At 61.6% G+C, this 21,258-nt stretch carries 18 protein-coding genes; 4 read left to right on the top strand and 14 right to left on the bottom strand.

What is annotated here, in order from left to right; genetic code table 11:
• Positions 1–189 precede the first annotated feature (189 nt).
• From E0486_RS00715 to E0486_RS00675, 9 genes are all read right to left on the bottom strand, one after another.
• Entirely contained in the window at positions 190–945 is a 756-nt protein-coding gene (locus tag E0486_RS00715) for a hypothetical protein (RefSeq protein WP_131850216.1), read from the bottom strand.
• Between the two features lie 1,015 nt (positions 946–1,960).
• Positions 1,961–2,665 carry a sulfite exporter TauE/SafE family protein gene (locus tag E0486_RS00710; RefSeq protein ID WP_131850215.1) on the bottom strand — a complete coding sequence of 235 codons (705 nt, stop codon included), beginning with the start codon at positions 2,663–2,665 and terminating at the stop codon, positions 1,961–1,963.
• Positions 2,666–2,725: 60 nt separating this feature from the next.
• Positions 2,726–3,163, bottom strand: coding sequence for a FixH family protein (locus E0486_RS00705; protein ID WP_131850214.1), 438 nt, complete (start codon positions 3,161–3,163; stop codon positions 2,726–2,728).
• Between the two features lie 158 nt (positions 3,164–3,321).
• Positions 3,322–4,737 (bottom strand): cytochrome c oxidase accessory protein CcoG, encoded by a 1,416-nt coding sequence (gene ccoG / locus E0486_RS00700; protein ID WP_131850213.1) that lies wholly within the window; start codon positions 4,735–4,737, stop codon positions 3,322–3,324.
• 248 nt (positions 4,738–4,985) lie between these two features.
• Positions 4,986–5,936 (bottom strand): cbb3-type cytochrome c oxidase N-terminal domain-containing protein, encoded by a 951-nt coding sequence (locus E0486_RS00695; RefSeq protein WP_131850212.1) that lies wholly within the window; start codon positions 5,934–5,936, stop codon positions 4,986–4,988.
• A gap of 18 nt (positions 5,937–5,954) precedes the next feature.
• Positions 5,955–6,149, bottom strand: a complete 195-nt coding sequence (locus E0486_RS00690; RefSeq protein ID WP_131850211.1) for a CcoQ/FixQ family Cbb3-type cytochrome c oxidase assembly chaperone — start codon at positions 6,147–6,149, stop codon at positions 5,955–5,957.
• A gap of 3 nt (positions 6,150–6,152) precedes the next feature.
• On the bottom strand, positions 6,153–8,369 hold the full coding sequence (gene ccoN, locus E0486_RS00685) for a cytochrome-c oxidase, cbb3-type subunit I (RefSeq protein ID WP_131850210.1): 2,217 nt from the start codon (positions 8,367–8,369) through the stop codon (positions 6,153–6,155).
• Between the two features lie 51 nt (positions 8,370–8,420).
• Positions 8,421–8,594 (bottom strand): cbb3-type cytochrome oxidase assembly protein CcoS, encoded by a 174-nt coding sequence (ccoS, locus tag E0486_RS00680; protein ID WP_131850209.1) that lies wholly within the window; start codon positions 8,592–8,594, stop codon positions 8,421–8,423.
• A gap of 225 nt (positions 8,595–8,819) precedes the next feature.
• On the bottom strand, positions 8,820–11,276 hold the full coding sequence (locus E0486_RS00675) for a heavy metal translocating P-type ATPase (RefSeq protein ID WP_131850208.1): 2,457 nt from the start codon (positions 11,274–11,276) through the stop codon (positions 8,820–8,822).
• A 301-nt stretch (positions 11,277–11,577) separates the two neighbouring features.
• Between E0486_RS00675 and E0486_RS00670 the strand changes: the two genes are divergently transcribed.
• Both E0486_RS00670 and trxA read left to right on the top strand, forming a co-directional pair.
• Entirely contained in the window at positions 11,578–12,321 is a 744-nt protein-coding gene (locus tag E0486_RS00670) for a thioredoxin domain-containing protein (protein WP_131850207.1), read from the top strand.
• A gap of 52 nt (positions 12,322–12,373) precedes the next feature.
• Positions 12,374–13,060 carry a thioredoxin gene (gene trxA, locus E0486_RS00665; RefSeq protein ID WP_131850206.1) on the top strand — a complete coding sequence of 229 codons (687 nt, stop codon included), beginning with the start codon at positions 12,374–12,376 and terminating at the stop codon, positions 13,058–13,060.
• Positions 13,061–13,144: 84 nt separating this feature from the next.
• On the opposite strand, the gene E0486_RS00660 is transcribed toward trxA, so the two are convergent.
• Complete coding sequence (locus E0486_RS00660; RefSeq protein ID WP_131850205.1) at positions 13,145–13,801, bottom strand: YdeI/OmpD-associated family protein; 657 nt, start codon at positions 13,799–13,801, stop codon at positions 13,145–13,147.
• A 40-nt stretch (positions 13,802–13,841) separates the two neighbouring features.
• Positions 13,842–15,056: a BamA/TamA family outer membrane protein gene (locus E0486_RS00655; protein ID WP_131850204.1), complete on the bottom strand. Its 1,215-nt coding sequence runs from the start codon at positions 15,054–15,056 to the stop codon at positions 13,842–13,844.
• 147 nt (positions 15,057–15,203) lie between these two features.
• Between E0486_RS00655 and E0486_RS00650 the strand changes: the two genes are divergently transcribed.
• Both E0486_RS00650 and E0486_RS00645 read left to right on the top strand, forming a co-directional pair.
• Positions 15,204–17,672, top strand: coding sequence for a TonB-dependent receptor (locus E0486_RS00650; protein ID WP_243697343.1), 2,469 nt, complete (start codon positions 15,204–15,206; stop codon positions 17,670–17,672).
• Between the two features lie 82 nt (positions 17,673–17,754).
• Complete coding sequence (locus tag E0486_RS00645) at positions 17,755–18,963, top strand: PepSY-associated TM helix domain-containing protein (RefSeq protein WP_131850202.1); 1,209 nt, start codon at positions 17,755–17,757, stop codon at positions 18,961–18,963.
• A gap of 135 nt (positions 18,964–19,098) precedes the next feature.
• Here the strand turns inward: E0486_RS00645 and E0486_RS00640 are convergent, their stop codons facing one another.
• The 3 genes from E0486_RS00640 to hemH all read right to left on the bottom strand — a co-directional run bounded on the left by E0486_RS00640 (position 19,099) and on the right by hemH (position 21,186).
• Positions 19,099–19,644, bottom strand: coding sequence for a CopD family protein (locus E0486_RS00640; protein WP_131850201.1), 546 nt, complete (start codon positions 19,642–19,644; stop codon positions 19,099–19,101).
• A 24-nt stretch (positions 19,645–19,668) separates the two neighbouring features.
• Positions 19,669–20,028, bottom strand: a complete 360-nt coding sequence (locus tag E0486_RS00635; protein WP_131850200.1) for a four helix bundle protein — start codon at positions 20,026–20,028, stop codon at positions 19,669–19,671.
• 66 nt (positions 20,029–20,094) lie between these two features.
• Positions 20,095–21,186 carry a ferrochelatase gene (gene hemH, locus E0486_RS00630; RefSeq protein ID WP_131850199.1) on the bottom strand — a complete coding sequence of 364 codons (1,092 nt, stop codon included), beginning with the start codon at positions 21,184–21,186 and terminating at the stop codon, positions 20,095–20,097.
• Positions 21,187–21,258: the final 72 nt, after the last annotated feature.

Raw genomic sequence — 21,258 nt, 5'->3', positions numbered from 1 at the left:
CGCTCCACTTCTGAAGACGTGCGCTCCAGTTGTGGAGGCGTGCGCATCCTCTCTGAACCCGTACGCACGGTCCCGGATTCTGTGCGCACGGGTTGTGAAAGCATGCGCCCGGGTGCGGAAGCTGCGCGCCCGGCCACAAAACAGCCCCGTCAAAGACGGGGCTGTTGCGGTATAAGCACCGGTATGCCGTTACGCAAGGCCGGCCTTTGCCAGCAGCTTGCGCACATTGCGGAATTTGAACTTTTTGGCTTCCACCGCGGCGGGCACCTTGGCGGGATCGAGGGAGCCCAGGTAATCCTTGACGTACTTGGCGGTATCGACGAGACCGGTTTCGGGTGCGTAGAAGGCCAGGTCGCGGCGGATCAGGGCGGCGGTGAGGGCCGCTTCGGTGGTTACCACGGTTGTATTCCCGGTTTTCATGGCGCGCGCCCGCGCCTTCAGGCTCGCTACCGTGAGTTCTTCCTCGGCGGGGTTGTATTCCGCCGTCTCTGCCAGGCCGGCCACCAGCTTTTCAAAATGAACATGCACCATGTCGTAGCTCGTTTGCGACACTGACCGGGCTTTCGCAGCCTCCTCGCCGTCCACCGCTGTTGGTGGCGGCGTGACGCGCGTGCCCTGTACCTTCTTCTTGAGGGCATCGGCCGACGCAATGGCCTTGGCCGGCGCGCCCGAGGTACGGAAACTTTTTAGAATGCGGGTGCACAGCGCACTGATCCCGCTGTAGGGCTCGGCACGCGCGGCAACGGCGTTGTCGAAAGCGCGCCGCGCCGCTTCACCCTCTTCGAAGGCGATCCCGCATTCGGTGGCCTTCGCCTTGAGGGCGTCGCGCTTCAGGTTTTCGTTACTGGGTTTGTAGCTGGTACCGATCAGGCCGGTCAATTCGTAAAGACCGTCAAAGTTGGCGCGGTTCACGCCGTGACCGGTTTCGGAAATGGAACGGGGCATAAGCTGAAAGTTTTACGGTTTGGAAAATTGATGACCTGATAAAGGAAGAAAAAGAAAATGAGAAAAAGAATAGTAGAAATACGGAGATTTTGGGGAGACCCAGGAAAAACAGGCATTTGTACGCCCGGGGCAAACAACCATCCATTGAACGCATCAGAGAGTCAAGCCGGAAGTAAAAAAAGGCGAAAAGGCAACTGGCCATTCATGCAATACTCTAGCACCCTCGGAGGCTGTCTAAAAATAGTTCGTTGACAATGCGCTGGTAGCGAACCGTCCCGTAGGGACGGCCTGTTGGTAGCTCCCGCCGCTGCGGGACAGGCTCCGGGTGCAACCCTATCGTGTGGACACCATTCGATCTTTCGATGATTCGCGGCTGGCATCCGATTGAATGTACGAACAATGCACCGCGAAGCGGTGCCGTGTCACTGGCCCCGGGCGCAAGCCCGGGGAAGTCGGAGCGATGGCGCATCTGCACCGCGAAGCGGTGCCGTGTTGCTCCTGCCCCGATTCAACAATCTGTTGCAAGGCAGCAGCGCGGCAATACGGCGCCCCTGCGGGGCGCAGAAGCCAATAGGACGCCCCGTAGTCCCCGGGCTTGCGCCCGGGGCCAGTGACACAGTGCTCCTTCGGAGTATTGATTTTCACTTCCTTATTGGATTGGAACAGCCATCAAGAAGAAGGCATGGCCAAGAATTGTGTCCACACGATAGGGTGCAACCCGGGGTTAAATGCGGGTAGGTCGATAGCGCACCCTGTAGGGGTGCCACCGCGAAGAATGGGCCTCCCGGGGCTTAAGCCCGCGGGATAAGGTGGCGGCCCTACAGGGCGCGCCTTTTCGCACTTGCGTACACAACCCCGGGTTTCACCCGGAGCCTGTCCCGCCTTGGCGGGAGCCACAGACATTCCGCTCCTACGGAGCGTTTCGCTGCCAATGCAATTCCATCGATCTTCTACTGCTTCATACCAGACTGGTGGATCGCACAGACGTTGTACAGACGAATCGCCATCATTCCCCTCAATGGCAGCCCACCGCTCCTTCCACCCCAGCCACCATATGCGGGCTCACGAAGGGAATACCGAGGTTCATCCCCCGCAGCACGAGCAACACGCCCATGATCCCCAATACCACCGGGGCGGCCTTGCGAAAGCGCATGCGCATGGAAGAACCGAGCGCCGCGCCCCAGAGCACCATCAGCAGCATGGCGGGCAAGGTGCCCATCCCGAAGACCGCCATGAAGAGGCCGCCCTTCAGCGCACCGCCGGTTAAGAAAGAGGTGAGCAGGGCCAGGTATACCGTGCCGCAGGGCAGCAGGCCGTTGAGCAGGCCGATGCTGTATACCGAGGCGTAGTTGTGTTTCTGGAACAGCCCGGATAGCAGCGAACGCAGCCTGAGAAACGGCTTTGCCTGCGCGCCCGCGCCCTCGAGGCGTTTTTGCCCGCCAAACAAATACAGCAGCAACAGCGCACCCGCGCTGATGGACAAGCCCCGCTGCCACTCGGGGCGCAGCAGCACCTCCCCCACTGTGCCGAGCACGAGCCCCAGCAACGCATAGGTCGTGATGCGCCCGCCGTTGTACAGCAGTCCCCCCTTCAGGCGCGCGCCCATCGTCCGCCCCGGCAGGGGCAGCGACAGGGCCAGCGGTCCGCACATGCCCAGGCAATGCAGGGAGCCGGCGGCGCCGATGAGGAAGGAGGAGGTGAGTAGTTCGGTGAGGGACAAGGGAGGGAGCGTTTGTAGTTTGTAGTTTATAGTTTGTAGTTGCGCGATGCGCGGCGGAGGTTAGAAAGAGACGACGGATTCGTCGTAAAACTTCTTCCCGTCCAGCTCCCAGGAAAACTTGAGGCGGTAGCTGCCTTCGAGTTGTTTGGGCAGCACCCATACAAAGGCGCGGCCGTTGCCGGGAACGTCTTTGTGCAGGTCGAGGGCGGCGCTGGAGGGACGGTATAAATACAGGTGGCCCTTCCATTGCCTGCCTTCGAATTCGGCGGGCAGCGCTACCTGCACGGTGCCGGCCGTAGTGCCGTAGCGCGGCGCGGCCGACAGGCCGGACACGTTTTTCTGCTGGTCGATGACGTCCTGGTATTTGAGCTCCTGCTCGTAGTAGTTCTCGGTTACCAGGTCGAAGTGCTGGGCGTTGGCCTTGAACACGAGGAAGGTGATGCCGCTGATGAAGGTGATGTAAACGGCGGCGATTTTATGGCCCCAGGAGATACGCATGGAGAGAAGTTTATAGTTTGTAGTTTATAGTTTGTGGTTGGGCTTCGACTGCGCTCAGCCTGACAGAAGAGAATGCCCGCTTGTTGCCCTTCGCTCAGCCTGACAGAGGAGAATGCCCGCCTGTCACCCTGAGCGCAGCCGAAGGGAGGCAGGCGGTGTCAATACCCCGGCCCGAAAAACGTTGTCTCCACGGTCTTGATCCGCTTCGTGCCTTCGTACACACCGATGGCGATCTTCGTTTTGCGGCGCAGGATCTGGTCGCGTTTGATCTTGACGAAGAAGGGCGACTGGGTGTAGCTCTCGCGCGGCGCTACGAGGGCGTTGCCGACTACCTGGATCTCGCCGTTCATGTTTTCGAGCTTCAGGGTCATCGGGATATCGTTGCGGGTCTTGTTGGCGAACTTGATGGTGTAGATGTTGCTCAGGCGGCCGTCGGGCTGCGTCTGGAAGATCTGTCCCGGCGTGCGGAGCACCGTGGCGTCCACGTCGTTGCGGGTGACGAGCAGCGTTACCAGCACCCCGAGCAGCACGGCGAGCAGCGCCGAGTAGCCCTTCGTGCGGCCGTTCCAGAGTTTCTTTTGCCCGCGGGCGATGTTCTCTTCCGAGTCGATGCGGATGAGGCCTTCCGCCCGTTGCAGGGAAACCATGATGGCGTCGCAGGCGTCGATGCAGGCGGTGCAATTGGTGCATTCGAGCTGGGTGCCGTTGCGGATGTCGATGCCGGTGGGGCAAACGCGCACGCAGGCCGCGCAGTCGATACAGTCGCCGAGGTCTTCGGCTTCTTTCGTTTTGCTCACTTTGCCGCGGGGCTCGCCGCGCACGTAATCATAGGCCACCACCATGCTCTTGCGATCCAGCAGCACGCCCTGCAGGCGGCCGTAGGGACACACCACGAGGCAGGCCTGCTCGCGGAACCAATAGAAAACGAGGAAGAACGTCGTTGTAAAACCGATCAGCGCGGAGAAAGTAACCGGGTGGGCGCCGATGCCCTCGCGGATCATGAGCTCCACGTTGTCCATACCGATCACGTAGGCGAGCGCAAAGTTGCCGATGAGGAAGGACAGGGCATAGAACACGGAGATCTTGACGGCGCGCTTGCGGATCTTGTAGCCGTTCCAGGGCATCGCGGCGAGGCGCTTCTGCGCCGAGGAGTCGCCGTCGAGCCAGTACTCGATCTTGCGGAACACCATCTCCATGAAGATCGTCTGCGGGCAGGCCCAGCCGCAGAACACGCGGCCGAACACGACGGTGAACAGGATCACGAACACCATGAAGGTGAGGAAGCCGATGGCGAAGATGAAGAAGTCCTGCGGCCAGAAGATCTGCCCGAAGAAGATGAACTTCCGCTCGATCACGTTGAAGAGGAACAGCGGCTCGCCGTCCACCTTCAGGAAGGGCAGCGTGAAGAACACCACGAGGTAGATGATCGAGGCGATCGTGCGCTTGTTGTACAGGCGTCCCTTCGGCTTCTTCGGGAACAGGAATTTGCGGCGGCCCTGCTTGTCCACCGTGGCGATGGAGTCGCGGAAGGACTGGTCGAGGGTTGTCGTCTTTTCGGGTGCGGTCGTCTCCATAAGTTGGTAAGTCGGAAGTGCGAAGTCGGAAGTATTTGAAAAGACAAAGGTCAGGCACCTCCCTGGCGGAAGCCCTGACCTTTGGTCCAACAAAAACTAACATTCGTCAGGATGCCTGCGGCATCGGGAGAGAAAGAACGCGGATTTTTATGATGGTTATGATGAACGCGGATAAACGTTTTTCTAAGAAATCATAACGAATCTTAACAAATATGCGTATCCCGCCCAGCGTGATCTGCGTTCTTTCTCTATTTCGCTGCCACGGGGGCCGAGCTATCCTTCGGGGCCGCGCCGTTGTCTACGAACAGGTCGCCCTGCGGGGCCTTGGCATTGGCGGGCTTGGAGCCCTTCAGCGACTTCACATACGAGGCGAGGTCGCGGATCTGGGCGGGGGAGAACATCTTTTCCCAGGCCTGCATGCCCTTGTCGGCATAACCGTACTTGATGGTGTGGAACACGTCGTTGATGGTGCCGCCGTGGAGCCAGTATTCGTCGGTGAGGTTGGGGCCTACGCCGCCTTCACCGGCCGCGCCGTGGCACATAAAGCAGTTCTTCTGGAAGATCGCCTTGCCTGCCTCGATGCCGGCGGCATCGGCCATGGTCACCGATTTCTCGTCCACGTTGTCTTTCGATGCCAGGCGGTAGGCTTCGATCTCGGCCTCGGCGGTTTTCATTTCAGCACGGTACTCCTGCTCGGGGTTGGGGCCGTCGCCGAACTGGTAGTGCCAGAGGTACACGAAGCTCAGGACCACGGAGAGGTAAAAGCCCCATTTCCACCACGGCGGCAGCGCGTTGTCGAGCTCGCGGATGCCGTCGTATTCGTGGTCGAGGATGCGGTCTTCCTCCTGCTCCACGGGGATGGCGCGGGTGAGGTACCGGTTGTTGATGCGGGCCCACCACAGCCGGAGGCTACCCGGCCCGGCCGCTTTCACTTTCGCGGGCTTCGTCTTGCCGAGGCGCTCGAGCACCATCTGGTTGACGCGCCACAGGATGTGGGCCACCATGATGCCGCAAAGCACGAAGAACACGAGGAAGATATAGATCAGCGCTTTCTCGGAGCTGAACCAGTCGATGCCGGCCGGTGCGGCGGTGGCCGCGTCGGTGGCGGTGGCGGCAGTCTCCTGGGCGATGGCGGCGCCTTGCAGCCCCAGGGCCAGCAGGGCCAGGAGGGCGTAACGGAGGGTGTACATGCGTTTCATAATCAGGAAAGTCAGGTTTTAGAAATGTAGCGGGGCGGGTTGGGCGGAGTCTTCCAGCGGCAGGTTCGAGATCTCCTGCACGGCTTCCTTGCGCATGCGCTTTACAAACCAGAGCATGACGACGAAGAACAGGAAGAAGACGAGCAGCGAGATGATGGGATAGATGTCGATGTGGTCGATCGTCTCCGCGTATTTCTTGATGAATTTGAACATGGCTTATTTGTTTTCGGCTACGGTTCCATTGCTGGGGGCGGCTTTCGGCTCTTTGCCGATGTCGGTTCCGAGGCGCTGGAGGTATGCAATGAGGGCAATGATCTCACGGCCCGAGGGCACGTTGATGCTGTCTTTGCGCAGGTTGGCGGCGATGCCTTCGGCCTGCTTCTGGAGGTCGGTGTTGGCCTGGCGCTCGTAGCCTTCGGGGTACGGAACACCGAGCTTGCGCATCGCCTTGATCTTGGTCGGCGTAGTGGTGATGTCGAGGGTCTTGTCGATAAGGAACGAGTAGGCGGGCATCACCGAGCCGGTAGAGATCGACTGCGGGTCGTCGAGGTGGTTGAAGTGCCAGGTGTCGCTCTTCTTGTTGTTGCCTACGCCTTCGCGGGCCAGGTCGGGACCGGTGCGCTTGGAGCCCCACTGGAAGGGGTGGTCGTACACGAACTCACCGGCCTTCGAGTATTCGCCGTAGCGTTCCGTTTCGGAGCGGAAGGGGCGCACCATCTGCGAGTGGCATACGTAGCATCCTTCGCGGATGTAGAGGTCGCGGCCCTGGAGCTCGAGCGGGGTATACGGCTTCACCGAGGCGATGGTGGGGATGTTGCTCTTGATGAGGAAGGTGGGGATCATCTCCACGGCGCCGCCGATAAGGATGGTGATGAGCGTGAACACGAGCAGCGGCGTGGGGCGGCGCTCGATCCAGCGGTGCCAGTGTTCGCCTTCATGCTTCTTGTATTCTTTCTGCAGCGCGGGTGCCTCGGCGGCTTCGTCGGCCAGCAACGATCCCTGCTTCACGGTCTTCACGAGGTTGTACACCATCACGAAAACACCGGAGATGAACAGGGCGCCACCGAACGCACGGAGGGCGTAGAAGGGCTTCATGTAGGTGACCGTTTCCAGGAAGGTGTATTTCAGCTGGCCGCTGGGAGTGAACTGCGCCCACATCGAAGCCTGCATGAAGCCAGCCCAGTACATCGGCACGGCCCAGAACAGGATGCCGAGGGTGCCCAGCCAGAAGTGCAGGTTGGCGAGCTTTTTCGAATACAGCTCGGTGCGGAAGATGCGCGGCAGCAGCCAGTACAGTACACCGAAGGTGAGCATGCCGTTCCAGCCGAGGCCACCAACGTGCACGTGGGCGATGGTCCAGTCGGTGAAGTGCGAGATGGCGTTCACCGATTTGAGCGACAGCATCGGCCCTTCGAACGTAGCCATACCGTAGGCGGTGATGGCCACGACCATGAACTTCAGCACCACGTCTTCGCGCACCTTATCCCAGGCGCCGCGCAGCGTCAGCAGGCCGTTGATCATGCCGCCCCACGAAGGGAACAGCAGCGTGAAGGAGAACACCACGCCGAGCGACTGCGCCCAGTTGGGCAGCGCCGAGTAGAGCAGGTGGTGCGGGCCGGCCCAGATGTACAGGAAGATGAGCGCCCAGAAGTGGATGATGGACAGCTTGTAGGAGAATACGGGGCGGTTCGCGGCCTTCGGCAGGAAGTAGTACATGAGGCCGAGGTAGGGTGTGGTGAGGAAGAAGGCCACGGCGTTGTGCCCGTACCACCACTGCACCAGGGCGTCCTGCACGCCGGCGTATACCGGGTAGCTTTTCAGGATCGATACCGGTAGTTCTACGGAGTTGACGATGTGCAGCACCGCTACCGTGATGAAGGTGGCGATGTAAAACCAGATGGCCACGTAGAGGTGGCGCTCGCGGCGCTTCAGGATGGTGATGAACATGTTGAGGCCGAACACCACCCAGATGACGGTGATGGCTATGTCGATGGGCCATTCGAGCTCGGCGTACTCTTTACCCGTGGTGTAGCCCAGGGGCAGGGTGATGGCGGCGGCCACGATAATGAGCTGCCAGCCCCAGAAGTGAATTTTCGAGAGCTTGTCGCTCCACATCCGCGACTTCAGCAGGCGCTGGAGGGAGTAGTAGTAGCCCATGAAGATGCCGTTGCCGACGAAGGCGAAGATGACGGCGTTGGTGTGTAGCGGGCGCAGGCGGCCGAAGTTGAACCAGGGTCCGAGGCTCAGGGTTTTCGGGAACACCAGTTCAAGGGCCACAAACAGACCGGCCAGCATCCCCACCACGCCCCAGAAGGCGGTAGCAAAGGCGAAGTTGCGCACGATTTTGTTGTCGTAGAAAAACTGCTCCCGCTTGACAGACACTTGCGGCGCGGGAGGAACGTGCACCACTTGTTCAGGTCGGATCGTTTCCATTTATCGGGTTTTGAAAGGTTTTGAGAGGTTCTTGGTGGTTCTGAAAGGTTCTTAGAGGCTCTTGGCGTTCGCCTTGGGCTGCGGCTTGGTATCGTCGAAGAGCATCCGCACCGAGGGGGTATAGTCGTCGTCGTACTGGCCGCCCTTCACGCTCAGCACGAAAAAGGTGAGAAAGGTGCCGGCTACCAGCACAGAGACCACGATCAGAATAATAAGGACACTCATAGCGTGTGATTGAGAGGGCAAAACTCGCTTTTAGGGCCCCGTGACACGGTGAGGTCACTCAAAGGAAAACATGATGCTAATCAGGTGGAGGGATGAGGGATGAGGGAGGAAGGTGGAAGGGGAAGGGAAGAAAAGGGAAGATTACATGAACATATGATTACATGAGTACATGAGGGTAGAAGGGAAGGAAGAATTCTGACTTCAGGTACTCATGTAATCATGTACTCATTTGATCTGCCCTCTATTTTTCCGGAAGATCCTACGCGCCACAAGGCCCGTCACCACGGTCACCAGCGTCACAATCGATATCGAAGACGCCGGCATGAGGATGGCCGCCACCATCGGGCTCAGCACGGCGCGGGTGGCGAAGGACAGGCCCACGACGTTGTAGCAGATCGACAGGATAAAGGAGGCCGTCACCACGTGCTTGCCGCGGCGGGCGTAGGCGAGGAAGCGGTCGAGGAGCGATACGCCGGAGGCGTCGAGGATGGCGTCGCAGGCGGGGGTGAACTGGCTCGTGTTTTCGGTGACGGCGATGCCCGCGTCGGCCTGGAGCAGCGCGCCGGCGTCGTTGAGGCCGTCGCCGACCATCAGCACGCGGGCGCCCTTCGCCTGCAGTTCTTTAATGTATTCCAGCTTGCTCTGGGGCGTCTGGTGAAAGCGCAGCGTCACGTCGCCGCCGAGGAGGAGGCGCAGGTGATCGCGCTCGCCGTCGTTGTCGCCCGACAGCAGGTGCAGGGCGTAGCCCCGGGCGCGCAGGCCTTCGATCATGGGGCCGACGCCGGCGCGGTAGCGGGCCCGGATGTCGAAGCAGCCGCGCACGGCGCCATCAACCGACAGCCACACGGCGCTGCCGGCGGCAGCGGCGGGGTCGGCGGTTCCGTGGATAAAGGCATAAGAGCCGGCGCGCAGGCGGCGGCCGTCCACCACGGCTTCGAGGCCCTTGCCGCCCTGCTCGGTAAAAGCTTCCAGCGGCAGCGACTGTGCGCCGGCGCGCAGCAGGTGCTTCTGCAGGAGGCGGCTCAGGGGGTGGGCGGATTCTTTCACGAGGCTGTACACGGCGTTGCGCTCGGCTTCCGTCAGCGGGTCGGCGCTGAAGTCGATCTCGGCTTCGTCGGTATGCGTGAGCGTGCCGGTCTTGTCGAGCACCACCGTATTGATCCGGGCCAGCGACTCGATCACCGACGCATTTTTGAGATAGAGGCGGCGTTGCCCGAAGTGGCGCAGCATGTTGCCGAAGGTGAAGGTGGCCGACAGCAGCAGCGAGCAGGGACAGGCCACGATGAGGGCCGCCGACACGGCCGGCAGCACCTTCGAAGAGTCGATGAAAGCCCAGTAGAGGCCCGTGGCCGCGGCCACGCTGAAGAGGCCCAGCGTAAAGTAGCGGCTCCAGGGGTGGATGAAGCTTTGCTCCTCGTTTTTCCGCGACGCCGCCTGGTTGTTGTTCCACAGCTGCGTGATGTAGCTCTGCGACACGGCCTTCACCACTTCCAGCTCGATGCGGCCGCCGGTTTGGCGGGCGCCGGCGTATACGAGCTCGCCGTTGCGCTTGTGCACCGGCGTGTTCTCGCCCGACACGAAGCTGTAGTCGATATAGCCCTCCCCCTGTTGCAGCACGGCGTCGGCGGGCACGAGCTCGTTGTGGCGCACGGCGATGCGGTCGCCGCGGCGCAGCTGGCTGATGGTGGTCGGCTCCTCGGCGCCGCGCTCCGACAGGCGCGTGACGCCGAGCGGGAAGTAGGCTTTGTAGTCGCGGTCGAAGGAGAAAGAGTCGTAGGTCTTGGCCTGGAACCAGCGGCCGATCAGCATGAAGAAGACGATGCCGCTCATGGAGTCGAAGTAGCCGGCGCCGGTGCCGCTCAGCACTTCGTATACGCTGCGCGAGAAGGTGATGAGCACCGACAGGGCGATGGGCGCGTCGATGTTGAGCCAGCGCTGGCGCAGGCCTTTCCAGGCCGACACAAAGAATTCGCTGGCGCTGTAAAAAAACACCGGCAGCGCCAGCAGCAGGCTGGCGTAGGCGAAGATGTGCTTCAGCGTTTCCTGTCCCAGCCTGCCGCCCGCGAAGTAGTCGGGGAAGGCCAGCATCATGATGTTGGAAAAGCAGAAGCCCGCGACGCCGATCTTGTACCAGGCGCGGCGGTCGACCTTTCTGGCGCGTTTCGTTTCGCCGTCGGTAAGGCGGATCTCGGGCTCGTAGCCCACGAAGGCCAGCAGCTCCACGATCTGGCGCAGCGTTACCTGGGCGGGATCGAAGGCGATGAACACTTCCTTGCGGCTGAAGGCCACCTTGCTTTGGAGCACGCCGGGTTTGATGGCGTGGAGGTTTTCGAGCAGCCAGATGCAGGAGGCGCAGTGCATCGTGGGCAGGACCAACTGCACCTGCTGCTGCTTACCGTCGCTGAAGCGCAGGAGCTTTTGCTGCACGTCTTCGTTGTCGAGGTAGGCGAAGCGCCCGGCGGCGAACTGCCCGCGCACCTTGATGCCGGGCATCTTTTCGAGCTCGTAGTAGTTGCAGAGCCCGTTTTCCTGCAGCAGGCCGTACACGAAGCGGCAGCCTTCGCAGCAGAAGTAGTGGTCGTCCTGCCCGAGGCTCCGGTCGCAGCCCTCGCCGCAGTGGTAGCACTGCGTGGCGGTGGCCGGGGCGGCGGTACGGGGCTTCTTCGGAGGGGCTTCGGTCATAGGGGGCAAAAGTCAAGAGAACCGCGGAGGGGGGAGGTGACGGGGGTCAAGGGGGGAGGTGAGAATAGTTTGGGGTTTGTAGTTTGTAGTTTGTAGTTTGTAGTTGGCTACGCGCGGCGGGCCCGGGGAGCATTGGTGCCGCCGGGGCATAGGGTGAAGCGGAGTGGGATGACCGGCGCCGCTTACACCCGTCTCGAAGCCGCTTACCTGCCCCTTTGACCTGGCCGCAGCGCGCGCGCCCGATAACCGCTACTGATTAATAACGATTGCCCGCCACCCCTCTGCCCGCTAGGTTTGCTCCATGCCGATTCCTTTTGCCGCCCTGCTGTGTTGCCTCCTCTTCGCCCCGGCGCTGCGGGCACAGCGAAAAACAGAGCTCCCCGAGGCTGAAACCTGGCTGGCGAAGCCCGGCGCCCAGATCTTCGACGGGCGGCCCGCCGAAGCGTATGCCCAAAGCCACCTCCCGGGCGCCACGCTCCTCCCCGCCTCCGACAGCGCCCTGCGCCGCCTGCTGGCCCCGGTTCCGAAAAACACGCCGCTGCTCGTGTACGGCAAGAACGATAAAGAAGGAGAGACCTGCGCGAAGCGCCTGCGCCGCGCCGGCTATCGCCAGGCGCAGTACCTCGATGGCGGCATCGCTTACTGGCGCCGCAACGGGTTGCCGCTCGAAGGCCCCGGCGGCGTAGGCATGACCCGCGCCGCCTTCGACAGCCTGCTGCACGCCAACGGCGTGGTGCTGGTGGATTTTTACGCCGACTGGTGCGGCTACTGCCCGCCGGTGTCCGCCAGCGCCGAACGCCTGGCGCGGGAGCACGCCGGCGCCCTGACGGTGATCAGGATCGACGCCGACCTGCACCCCGACCTCTGCGCCTGGTTCAACGTCACCCACTTTCCCACGCTCTACCTGTACCAGTACGGCAAGCGTGTGTGGAAGCAGGTGGGCTTCCTGGTGCACGAGGCCATCGCCTTCAAGGTGCGCCGGGCACTGCGGGAGGAAATGCCGGAGCTGCCCGAAGAAAAGATCATGGTGGCCGACCCGTATTGAGGTTCCGCCCCTTTAACATCCGGATCGGCACCGGCTTCCGTACTTTTAGGCCATGAAACGCCTCCTTGCCGTCCTGGCCTTCTTCCTTGCGCTGACCGCTTCGGCGCAGCGCGACTCCTTACTGCTGAACCCCAACGACTTCGCCAAAAAGGTCTTCGAAACGCCCGCCGCGCTGCTGCTCGACGTGCGTACCCCCGAGGAGTTCGGCAAGGGCCACCTCAAAGACGCCCGCAACATCAACTGGAACGGCGGTGCCTTCGAGCAGGGTGTGGCTTCCATCAGCAAGAACACGCCGCTCTTCGTCTACTGCCTCGGTGGCGGCCGCAGCGCCGCGGCCACGGCCCGCCTCCGCAGCCTCGGCTACACGCAGGTGTACGAGCTCGACGGCGGCATCATGAACTGGCGCAAGGCCGGCCTCCTCGAAGAAGGCGCAGTGCCGCGCGGCATGACCACGGATCAATACAATGCCCTGCTCCAGTCCGACAAGCTGGTACTGGTGGATTTCTACGCCGAATGGTGCGGCCCCTGCAAAGTGATGGCCCCCTACCTGGAGGAGATCCGGAACGACCAGGCCGCCAAAGTGGAGGTGATCCGGATCGACGTAGACCAGAACCCCGAGCTCGCCAAAGCCCTCGAGATCCGCGCCCTGCCCACGCTGGTGCTGTATAAAAAAGGCAAGGTGAAGTGGTGGAACGTGGGTTATGTGCCGAAGAAAACGGTGCTGAAGCAGATCAAATGATTCACCGGTTGATCCGTTGACCGGTTAATGGGTTGACCGGATAATGGATGAACCGATTAATGGATCAACCGGTCAACCGGTTACTTACAGGTTCCGTGGATTCTTCCAGCCCTTTTGCAGGCGCTCGATGGTGCCGGCCACACGCTTCCGGCGCGTCTCGTCGCGTTTCGCCTCCACGATCCATTCCACGTATTCCTTGCGGTGGCTGAAGGCGAGGCTGTCGAATACGCGGGCGGCTTCTTTGTCTTTCTGGAAAGCCGCGGCGAGGTCTTCGGGAAGGCGCACTTCCTTTTTCACCGGGTCGATGTAGCCGAAGATGGCGCGTTCCTTCGCCTTGCCCGCGCGGGCCTCGTCGGCGGCCGTGCTGGGGCGGAAGCCGAAGGCCGACCAGGTATCGTCGAAGGAGATGAGCGACAGCCACTGCAGCTGCGGCTGCGCCGTAAGCGCTTCCCAGCCCTTGTCGCGGGTGAGATCGGTCTGCACCCGGGAGCTGCCTTTCGGGAAATACACCCAGCAGGTGACGGCGCCCGTTACGAGCTCCAGCACTTCGGGAAGACCGGCTTCCAGGTCGGCGCGGCTGGTCACGAACCAGTGCAGCTGCTCGAAGCGCTTGCCTTTGTTGCTCAGCGTCACGCCGTCGGGCAGGTCGCCGAGGGCCGCCTCGAAATGCGGCGGGGCATTACGGGTGCGGAGGGTGAATCCGTCGCGGATCTTCAGCTTCTGGGCAAGGGTCTGGGCCATGCGGCTAAAATAGCCCGAACCTCCTAAACACACGAAACACTTAAAACACTTCGCCGATGTTGAGGGCAACGATCCCGGTACCGCCGGGGCCGAAGCCGAAGTCGAGGGCGATGTTGGTAGCCGAGTACTTATCGAGCTTGATGCGGAGGCCGGCACCGGCGCCGGGAAGCACGCGCGGGTTGCGGTCGAAGGGCTCGGAGGGGTAGGTTTGCGCGTTGGCGAACAGCACGGCGCCCAGCAGCCCGTTGCGGGTGAGCGTTGTGCGGTATTCCGCCTCGAGATACAGGAGGTTGCGCCCGCGGTAGCGCCCCTGCAGGAAGCCGCGGCCGGTATTGAAAAAGTCGTCCCAGCCGGTGCTGGGCAGCAGCAGGTAGGGCGGGCTGCCGGGGCCCAGCGTGAGCCAGTTGTAGCTCCAGAGGGCCAGCACGCTGCGCTTTTCGGCCCCCACCGGGATATAGTGCCGCAGCTCCAGCAGCAGCGACTGCCAGTTGCTGTCGGAACGAAGCTCGGTGCGGTTCACCCGAAGCGTGGCACCGGCGTACCAGCCGCGGCCGGGGTTGATGGGGTTGAGGCGCGAATCGTAAATGGCCCGCAGGGCCGGGCCGGCGGCGGTGCTGCGCTTTGCCAGCCCGTAGCGCTGGTAATCGGTGACGGCGCCGGCGGGTAGGTCGCGCTCGGCCACGTCCCACAGGCGGTCATAATAGTAGCCCAGTCCGGCGTATAAATGCCCCGAAAGGCGCCGCAGCACCGACCCGTGCAGCTTCAGGTAGTCGTAGTCGATGCGGTAGCGGCCGGCCTCGCCCGTGTGGGTGCCGAGGCCCCACTCGAAGGCCGTCGTGCGCATGTAGCGCCCGTCGAAGAGGATGTTCCAGTTGTTGTGGCGGCTGAACACGATGGCGTTGAGCGGGATGCTGAGCTGGCCTTTCTCGGCGAGCGTCACGCCGCCGAGGATGCTGGAGAGCTTCTGCTCGGCGCCGGGGTCGCGGTGGCGGAAGGAGTAAATGCCGGTCAGCCCGCCCGAAAAGCCCGTCAGCTCGGTATAGCCCACGCTCGGAATGACCGAAAAATGGGCGGCGGTGGTGTCGGCGGAGCGGCGTTTCCAGCCAAGGAAGTCGGCGATGAGGTCGCTGGCGTCTACGACGTGCGGCGTCGGCGGCCCCGATTCGCGGGCATTAACGGTTACGGGGGGCTGCTGGGCGCGGGCGCCCGTGGCCAGCCACAGGAGGCATCCGGCCAGGAGGTAACGGGGGAGCATGGCGGGGGCGGCTCTATTTTCATGCCACGCCCCGGCGTTTTCCGTTTTGCGGCCTACTCATTTTCCTGCTTCCGTAAGCCGTTTTTCCCGATCCGGCACGGCCGGGCCGCCCGGGTTTCGTCCCTTTGCAAAAATTTCTCAAAAACCGTGAAAGGTATTTATACGATCCTCCTGGCGACGGCGACCCTTGGCGCGGCAGCGCAACCGGAAGCCCCGCAACACCTGACGACCGGCCTCCTTGCTCCTGAAGAAATCGCCATCTCCGGCACCGTGCACACCAGCGACGGCCAGCCGGCGCCCTACGTCAGCATCCAGGTGCGCGGCACGCGCTACGCCACCAGCTCCGACGAGGCCGGCTTCTTCTCGTTCCGCGGCCTTCCCGCCGGCCACTACACCCTCGTCATCAGCATGACCGGCGCCCAGACCATCGAGCGCACCGTGAACGTCACCCGCGACAGCCCCGCCTCGCTCGACGTGACCCTGCCGATCAATGAAAAGCAGCTCACCGAGGTGATCGTAGCCTCCGGCCGCACCCTCAACGACCGCACACCGGGCATCGGCAAGGTGGCCATCGCCCCGATGGACCTGCCCCAGGCCGTAACGGTGCTGCCCTCGGCCCTCTTGCGCGACCAGCAGGTGCAGCGCCTCTCCGACGCCATCCGCAACGTCAACGGCGTATATCTTACCACTACCCGCGGCAACGTACAGGAAAGCTTCGCCGCCCGCGGCTATGCCTTCGGCTCGCAAAACCTGTTCAAGAACGGCGCCCGCATCAACAGCGGCGCGATGCCCGAGATGGGATCCGTGGAGCGCGTGGAAGTGCTGAAGGGCTCGGCGGCCATCCTCTTTGGCCAGGTGGCGCCCGGTGGCGTGGTGAACCTCGTAACGAAGCAGCCCAAGTTCCACCGCGGCGGCGAAGTGTCGCTCCGCGCCGGCTCCTACAACCTGTACAAGCCCGCCTTCGACGTGTTCGGACCGCTGTCGAAGAGCGTCGCCTACCGCGTCAACGGTTCTTTCGAAAGCGCCGACTCCTACCGCGAAACGGTGCACTCCGACCGCTACTACATCAACCCCTCGTTCCTGTTCAAGCTGGGTAAAAAGACCGAGCTGCTGTTCGAGTCCGACTACCTGAAGCACGACTTCACGCCCGACTTCGGCGTCGGCACCATCGGTGCCTACGGCTCCGTTTCGGGCAAGACCATCACGCCGGTGGGCCGCGGCATCTTCTTCGGCACGCCCTGGCAATACAACCACACCCAGCAGGCCACGGCCGGCCTTACGCTGAAGCAGCGTCTCAACGACAGCTGGAGCCTGTCGTCGGCGGTCAACTACCAGTTCTATAAGCGCGACTACATGGCGGTGGAGCGCGTGCAGGCCGACACGGCCGGCAACTGGGCGCGCCCCCTCGGCCGTGTGCTTACCGAGGAGCAGTATTACACCGGCCAGGTGAACCTAACCGGCAAGGTGAGCACCGGCAGCATCGAGCACACGATCCTCGCCGGCATCGACGCCGACCATTACACGACCGACGCTTTTACATTCACCTTCAATGGCTACAGTGCTGCAGCGCCCATCTACGACACCATCAACCTGCTCGATCCTTCCAAGCGTGCTGCCGCTACCAATTTGCCCGAAGCGCAGAAGCTGTGGAAGACCCATGCGCCGATCGACCGCTTCGGCATCTATGCGCAGGATCTCCTGAAGCTGTCCGATAAGTTCAACGTGCTCGCCGGCATCCGTGCCTCCTACGTGGTAACCGAAGGCATCGACTCGGTGAACGTCCGCAACGACCAGCACAAGACCGGCCAGGCCCGCATCGACCGTGCCTTTTCGCCGCGCCTCGGCGTGGTGTACAAGCCCACGGATCGCACGTCGGTGTTCGCTTCCTACGCCAGCACCTTCGTCACCAACACCGGCCAGGACCTCGAAGGCAATTCGCTGAAACCCTCGCTGGTAGACCAATACGAAGTAGGTGTAAAGAACGAGCTGTTCGGCGGACGCCTGTCGGCCAACGTAACGCTGTACCGCATCGTAAACAACAACCTCGCGCAGACCGCACCTTACCTGAAAGACGGCGTGACGCCCAACAACAATAGCAACATCAAGATGCTGTCGGGACAAACGCTCTCCGACGGCGTGGAAGTGGACCTCGCCGCGTCGCCCATCGAGGGCCTCGACCTCCGCGCGGGCTGGAGCTACAACTACATGCGCTATACAAAAAACGACACGACGCAGGGCGCCTTCAAAACCGGCGAGCGCCTGGTGAACAACCCCGCGCATACCGCCAACGCCAGCGCCTTCTACACGTTTCGCCAGGGCCTCCTCAAAGGCCTGAAGCTGGGAGGCACCTTCGTGTATCTCGGCGACCGCTCCGCGGGCTGGAACACGGTGGTCGTAAAGCAGCCGGGCCGCCCCTTCAGCTGGAACGACCGCCTCTTCGATGTGGCCGGCTACAGCACCCTCGACCTTTCTGCCGGCTACAACTGGAAGCACTTCTCGCTGACGGGCAAGCTGAGTAACGTAACCAACACGTTCAACTGGAACGTGCACGAAAACTACAGCGTCAACCCGATCGCGCCCCGCCAGTTCCTGGCTACGGTGGCCTATAAGTTCTAAAACATCACGTGAGGCGTGAGGCGTCAGGCGTGCGAAAATCCACTCACGCATCACGCCTCACGCCTCACGCTATTTTTACCTCATGAAAGTTTTCTTCCGCCGCATACACCTTTACCTCTCCTTTGCCGCCGGCCTGGTCATTCTCGTTGCCTGCCTCACCGGCGCGATCCTCGTATTCGAGAAGGACCTGCAGATGGCCTTCAACAAGCATCGTTATTATACCAACCCAGCAGGCCCCGTTCTTCCTGCCGATTCGATCCTGGGCAAGGTCCGCGCGGCCTTCCCGGGAAAGGTCACGGGGATGAAGTGGTATGCCGACCCGGCGCGCACGGTGGAGGTTTCGATGAGCGCCCCGAAAAAGAAAGAAGAAGGCGCGGACAATGCGCAGAAGCCGGGCGGCAAAGAAGCAAAGGCTCGTCCGGCCGAAGGGCGCGCCCCGGGCTTCACGGTGTTTGCAGACCCTTACAACGGGGAGATCCGGGAAAAGTACAGCTACCGCGAAACGTCGTGGTACCAGGTATTTGCGTTGCACCGCTGGCTGATGGGCGGCGAAGGGTCGGTGGGCAAATACATCGTGGGCACTTCCACGCTGTTGTTTCTCTTTATCCTCATCACGGGCGTCGTGCTTTGGTGGCCGCGCACCCGCAGGGTGCTGCAGCAGCGGCTGACGATCAAATGGGGCGCGTCGTGGAAACGCATCAACCACGACCTGCACCTGGTACTCGGTTTTTACAGCGCCATCTTCCTGTTCATCGTCGCCTTCACCGGGCTTGCGTGGAGCTTCGAATGGTTCAACAACAGTATTTATACGGTCACCGGTTCGCCGCTGAAGGCGCCTCCGCCGCCGAAGTCGGTATACGTGGCCGATGCGAAGCCGCTGCGTCCCGGAGCCGTACTGGCCGCTGCGCGCAGCGCCGCCCCTGCTGGACAGTTTTACAACCTGCAGGTCCCGAAAGATTCCACGGACCCGTATACCGTGCAGGTACTGCCACAGCACCCGGTGCACGAGTCGGCCAGCGACGCCCTCTACTTCGACCAGTACAGCGGCGCCCTGCTGGGCAAGGTAGCTTACGAACAGCGCAGCCTCGGCGCCCGCGTGCGCAGCACCTTCAAGCCCGTGCACACGGGCTCCATCGGCGGCTGGCCCACGAAGATCCTCGCTTTTGTAGTGTGCCTCTTCGGGGTGTCGTTTCCGGTCACCGGCACCATCCTGTGGTGGAACCGAACAAAGAAGCGCAAGAACGGGAAGAAGGTGCTGATGACCGAAGAGATCGAGTCGGAGTTGGTCTAGAACAGCGCAGTTGCTGTTGGTCACGCAAAGACAAAGACGCCAGTAATAACATAAACAAGGGAAGCGTTGCTTCCCTTGTTCCATTGTAACACCCAGCCACTTTGCGTCCTCGCGTGAAAGGCCGCCTGCGGCCTCTTACTGCTTCCGGAACGCTTTATAAATTTTGATGGCGCTCATCAGCACGATGATAAAACCGATGAGCCCCAGCAGGCCCCAGAGCCAGGAGATGGCGGTCTTCACCGTAGCCAGCATGACGATGGGAATAAGGAAGATGGTAGCCACTTCGTTCCACACCCGAAGCTTTTGCGCCTTCCAGGCGAAGATGCCCGCGAGCTGTTGCCGGTAGATGCGGTGCAGGCTGAAGAAATAGATATACAACAGCAGTACAAACCCGAGCTTCACCTCCAGCCAGCGGCCCGCAGCCTCGCCAAAGGTGGCCTGCCAGTTGCCCAGCACGAGCACGGCAGGTCCGAGGATCAGCGTCAGGATGGCGGAGGGCCAGGTGATGCCGAGCCACAGCCGCCTGATCATGATCGCGAATTGCGCCTGCAGGATGCTGCGCTCGGGCTCGGGCTTGTCCTGCGCCTCGCGGTTGTAGATGAACAGGCGCACGATGTAAAACATCCCGGCGAACCAGGTGACGATGAAGACGATGTGCAGGGCTTTGAGGTAGGCGTACATGGGTCAATGGTGAGTGGTCAATGGTCAATGATTCGGGTTTATCAAACTGGAAAGGATTTTAAACGTCCGGATCATGTTTTCCTTCAGGTTGCTGAAATCATAGTTTTCAAAATAGCCCAAATCATGGGCTATGTCCAGCGCAGCGTCGATTTCAATAACCGACCCACGGGCTATTTCATAAAAGCGCTTTCGTTCGGCATCCGATTTACGGGAAGCTCCTTCCGCAATGTTCAGGTGAACAGACAGCGCCGCACGGCGTACCTGGGCGATCATTCCGAAACGTTCGTCGGGCGGCAGCGTATTGCTGAGGCGATAACATTCAAGGACAAATTTTCTGGAAAAGCCATAGAGATCGAGCTTCTGATGATTTAAGGTCAAAAACATGCGTGTTGTTTTGGTGTCAGGAAAGGTACGATTACCTATTTGACCATTCACCATTGACCATTCACCCTAGATAATGTCCATAATGCTCTTCTTCGGCAGCAGCTCATGGGCCGAATCAAACTGCAGCATGTCCGTTTTGCCCTGTGCATAATCGCGCACCCATTTTGCCAGCGCCTGCACCCACAGTGGGTGTACATTCAGACAGGGGATCATCGTAAAGTTTTCGCCGCCGGCATGCAGGAACAGTTCCTTGCCTTCGCCGGCGATCTCCTCGAGTGTTTCGAGGCAGTCGCTGATAAAGGCCGGGCAGGCCACCACGACCTTTTGCACGCCTTCCTTCGGCAGCTCGCTCAGGCGCTGCGCCGTGTAGGGCTGCAGCCAGGGATCGCGGCCGAGGCGGCTTTGAAAGGAAAAGCCCCACTTGCCTTCGGGGATGCCGAGGCGCCGGACGACCTCTTTGGTAGTGGCCCAGCATTGGTGGCGGTAACAGTATTGATGGGCAGCAGAAGGCACGTCGCAGCAGTTGCCGCTCTTGAGGCAGTGCTGCCCGGTGATGTCGCCTTTATAGATGTGCCGCTCGGGCACGCCGTGGTAGGAAAACAAGATCTGGTCGTAGTCGCCATCGAGGTAGGGACGGATGCTCTCACAGAGGGCGTGGAGGTATTCCTCGTTGTTGTAGTACGGCCGGATGTAGTCGAGGCGGAAGCGATAACGGCCTTCCTTGTGCTGTTCCTTTGCGTATTCCACCGCCGTCTCGTACGAGCTCATGGCGTAGTGCGGGTACATCGGCACCAGCAGCACCTGTTCGAGGTCGGGGTGCTGGGACTGCAGGAGGTCAAACACCTGCCGGGGCGACGGCGTGCCGTACCGCATGGCGATGACCACGGGCTCCTCCACTTCGCCATCGAGGGCGGTCGCGAGCTGCTGCGACAGCACGATCAGCGGGGAGCCGGCGTCGGTCCAGACCTGCTTGTAGGCTTCCGCCGACTTGGGTGCGCGGAAGGGCACGATGATACCACGCACCAGCAGGTTCCGCAGCAGCCAGGGCTTGTCGATCACCCGCGCGTCCATCAGGAACTCGTTGAGGTAACGCTTCACGTCCTTCACCTCCGTGGAGTCGGGTGAACCCAGGTTCATCAGGATTACGGCTCGCTTCATAGCGGCAAAAGTAAGGTGGAGCGATGAGCGAGGGAGCATGTGAACAGTAGTGCGGGCGCCCGGAAGGCATTT

The organism is Flaviaesturariibacter aridisoli (assembly GCF_004343705.1).
GTDB classification, from domain to species: Bacteria; Bacteroidota; Bacteroidia; order Chitinophagales; family Chitinophagaceae; genus Flavisolibacter; species Flavisolibacter aridisoli.
This window is presented reverse-complemented; position numbering and strand designations above follow the sequence as displayed.